Here is a 2,703-nt window from a genome sequence, read left to right as displayed (position 1 = left end):
GCCTATCGCAATACCTCGCCTTTGCCAGGCGTCGGTTCGCAGGATGGCACGACCAATTCGGCCAGTGTCGGGGCAACGCTGACGATCCCGATCTATTCGGGTGGCCGCACCTCGGCGATCGTGCGCCAGAACAAGGAATCACTCAGCCAGGCCCGCATCCAGGTCGACGTCAGCCGCGACCAGGTACGCCAGGCCGTCACCGCCGCCTGGACCGAGTATACCGCCGCGCAGCAGCAGCTGACGGCCAACAGGCAAGTGATCGAGGCCGCGAAGCTGGCACTGAACGGTGTCATCGAAGAACGCAATGTCGGCCAGCGCACCACGCTCGACGTCCTCAACGCACAGGCGACGGTCATCACCGCCCAGATCAACCAGGCCGGTTACGAACATGATGTGGTGGTGGCGAGCTACGCCATCCTGCAGGCGACCGGCCGTCTGTCCGTGGACCGCCTTGGCTTGCAGGTAGCGAAGTACAAGCCTGAAGAGCATTACAACGCGGTCAAGGACAAGTGGTACGGCCTGCGCACGCCGGACGGCCGCTGAGGCGTTCGGCCAGGACTGGCCGTGTTCCCCGTTTGAGCAGGATCTTTCGCACTCGGGTTCAGATCGCGCTAATCTGTTGAAATCCCACAAGTCCCCAGATTGGGGATTCTCGTGCGGCGATCCGTCGGTTACGCTGTCGCCATGATTCGATCCGGCTCTGCCGGAGCGGAAACCCACAGGGGTCACAAAGGCGGCGGATGTGACGATGGCAACGGCAAGCAGCGCACAGCGCGAACCTTCCATGGAAGAGATACTGGCTTCCATCAGGCGGATCATCGAGGACAGTGACGGCGGCCGCAAGCAGCCGGGCGACGCCGATGAGCTGAGCCAGGATCTGGAGCGCGCGTCGAGCGCCTATGCGGCCCCCGACGTGGAAGCATTCCGTGCCGACCTGCATGCCGCCCCCGAAGGCAGGAAGCCGGTCACGCTGGCGGAAGTCCAGGCACAGTTGCCGGCGGCCGAGCCGGTGGTCGCGCGCATGGAAACGCCTGCGCGCCCCGATCCCAGCCCGGCAAAGCCATCGATGACACTTGCCGAAGTTAGCGCCCGCGTCGCCGCCGAGCCAATCACGGTTGAATCGCCGGGATCGCGTCCTGTCGCCGACGCTTCCATCGCCGATTGGCGTCGTGAGATCGCCGCGGTCGGTGAGCAGGCGAGGGCGGTGTCGGACCGGAGCGAGGCACGCAAGACGGCTGCCCAGCCGTCCGTGGAGACTCCAAGGGACGAACCGACCGCGAAAGTAGCCGTCGAACCCGAGCCGTCTCGTCCGGATGCAAGCGTGGTGCGGCCGGTGGCGGCCAGCGACGCGCCGCGTCCGGCGATCGTTTCCGAGCATACCGGCCGTCAGGTCGCGGCTGCCTTTGGCGAGCTTTCCGATGCGTTTGCCAGCCGCAGCAAGAAGACATTCGACGAGATGGCCGAAGAGATGCTGCGGCCGATGCTGCAGGATTGGCTGGACAACAATCTGCCGACACTGGTCGAAAGACTGGTGCGCGAGGAGATCGAGCGCGTGGCGCGCGGGGCGCAGTAGCTCCCCATGCCGATTGCTAGAGGAAACGGCGCCTTCGTGGCGCCGTTTCTTTTGGTGAGGTCAGTTTGTTGGCAGGACGGCGGATCGCTTTCCGTTGAAATGACCAAGGCCGCGCCTATCTGGTTGTGAGGGTCCGAGACAGCCCTTGCGGTTGACTTGGCCAAAACCTTCCGATTTACACCGGACCAGCAAAACTCCCGACAGCGCGGACCATTTTCCCATGCTTGAAAAGACCTACGACGCCAAAACCGTCGAGCCGAAGATCGCCAAAGTCTGGGAAGAGGCCGACGCGTTTCGCGCCGGTGCCGGCGCCGAGGAGGGGGCGGAAGCATTTACGATCGTCATCCCGCCGCCGAACGTTACCGGCTCGCTGCATATGGGCCACGCGCTCAACAACACGCTGCAGGATATATTGGTGCGCTTCGAGCGAATGCGCGGCAAGAACGTCCTGTGGCAGCCGGGCATGGACCATGCCGGTATTGCCACGCAGATGGTTGTCGAGCGGCAGCTGATGGAAAAGCAGATCCATCGCCGCGACCTGACCCGCGAGCAGTTTATCGAGAAAGTGTGGGAGTGGAAGGCCGAATCCGGCGGCGCCATCTTCAACCAGCTGAAGCGGCTGGGCGCCTCGGCCGACTGGTCACGCGAACGCTTCACCATGGACGAAGGCCTGTCCAAAGCCGTGCTCGAAGTGTTCGTCACGCTCTACAAGGAAGGGCTGATCTACAAGGACAAGCGCCTTGTGAACTGGGACCCCAAGCTGCTCACCGCGATCTCCGATCTCGAGGTCGAGCAGCAGGAGGTCAATGGCAATCTCTGGCACTTCCGCTATCCCATCGAGGGCCAGGTCTTCGACCCGGAAAACCCAACAACCTTCATCACCGTGGCGACGACGCGCCCGGAGACGATGCTGGGCGATACGGCCGTCGCCGTGCACCCTGACGACGAGCGATTCCGGCATCTGGTGGGCAAGAACATCGTCCTGCCAATCGTCGGTCGCAGGATTCCCGTGGTGGCGGACGAGTATTCCGATCCGGAAAAGGGTTCGGGCGCGGTCAAGATCACGCCGGCGCATGACTTCAACGACTTCGAGGTCGGCAAGCGCCACAAGCTGCCGGCGATCAATAACC

General features: G+C 63.5%; 3 protein-coding genes. All 3 read left to right on the top strand.

Features of this window, described 5'->3' with window-relative positions; translation table 11 throughout:
• The coding region (locus EN893_RS27960) for a TolC family protein (RefSeq protein ID WP_164901170.1) at window positions 1-543 on the top strand (543 nt) is incomplete at its 5' end.
• 205 nt (window positions 544-748) lie between these two features.
• Window positions 749-1,573, top strand: a complete 825-nt coding sequence (locus EN893_RS27955) for a PopZ family protein (protein ID WP_127267804.1) — start codon at window positions 749-751, stop codon at window positions 1,571-1,573.
• 220 nt (window positions 1,574-1,793) lie between these two features.
• Window positions 1,794-2,703 (top strand): class I tRNA ligase family protein (locus EN893_RS27950; RefSeq protein WP_164901169.1); only part of this gene is annotated, 910 nt, incomplete at its 3' end.

It is taken from the genome of Mesorhizobium sp. M7A.F.Ca.CA.004.04.2.1 (genome assembly GCF_004022825.1).
GTDB lineage: Bacteria > Pseudomonadota > Alphaproteobacteria > Rhizobiales > Rhizobiaceae > Mesorhizobium.
The sequence above is the reverse complement of the archived record's forward strand: the minus strand, read 5'-3'. Positions and strand labels throughout refer to the sequence as shown.

Excerpts from the sequence above, each read along its gene's own strand:
- EN893_RS27955 (WP_127267804.1), top strand. The coding sequence starts at position 749 with ATGGCAACGGCAAGCAGCGCACAGCGCGAACCTTCCATGGAAGAGATA.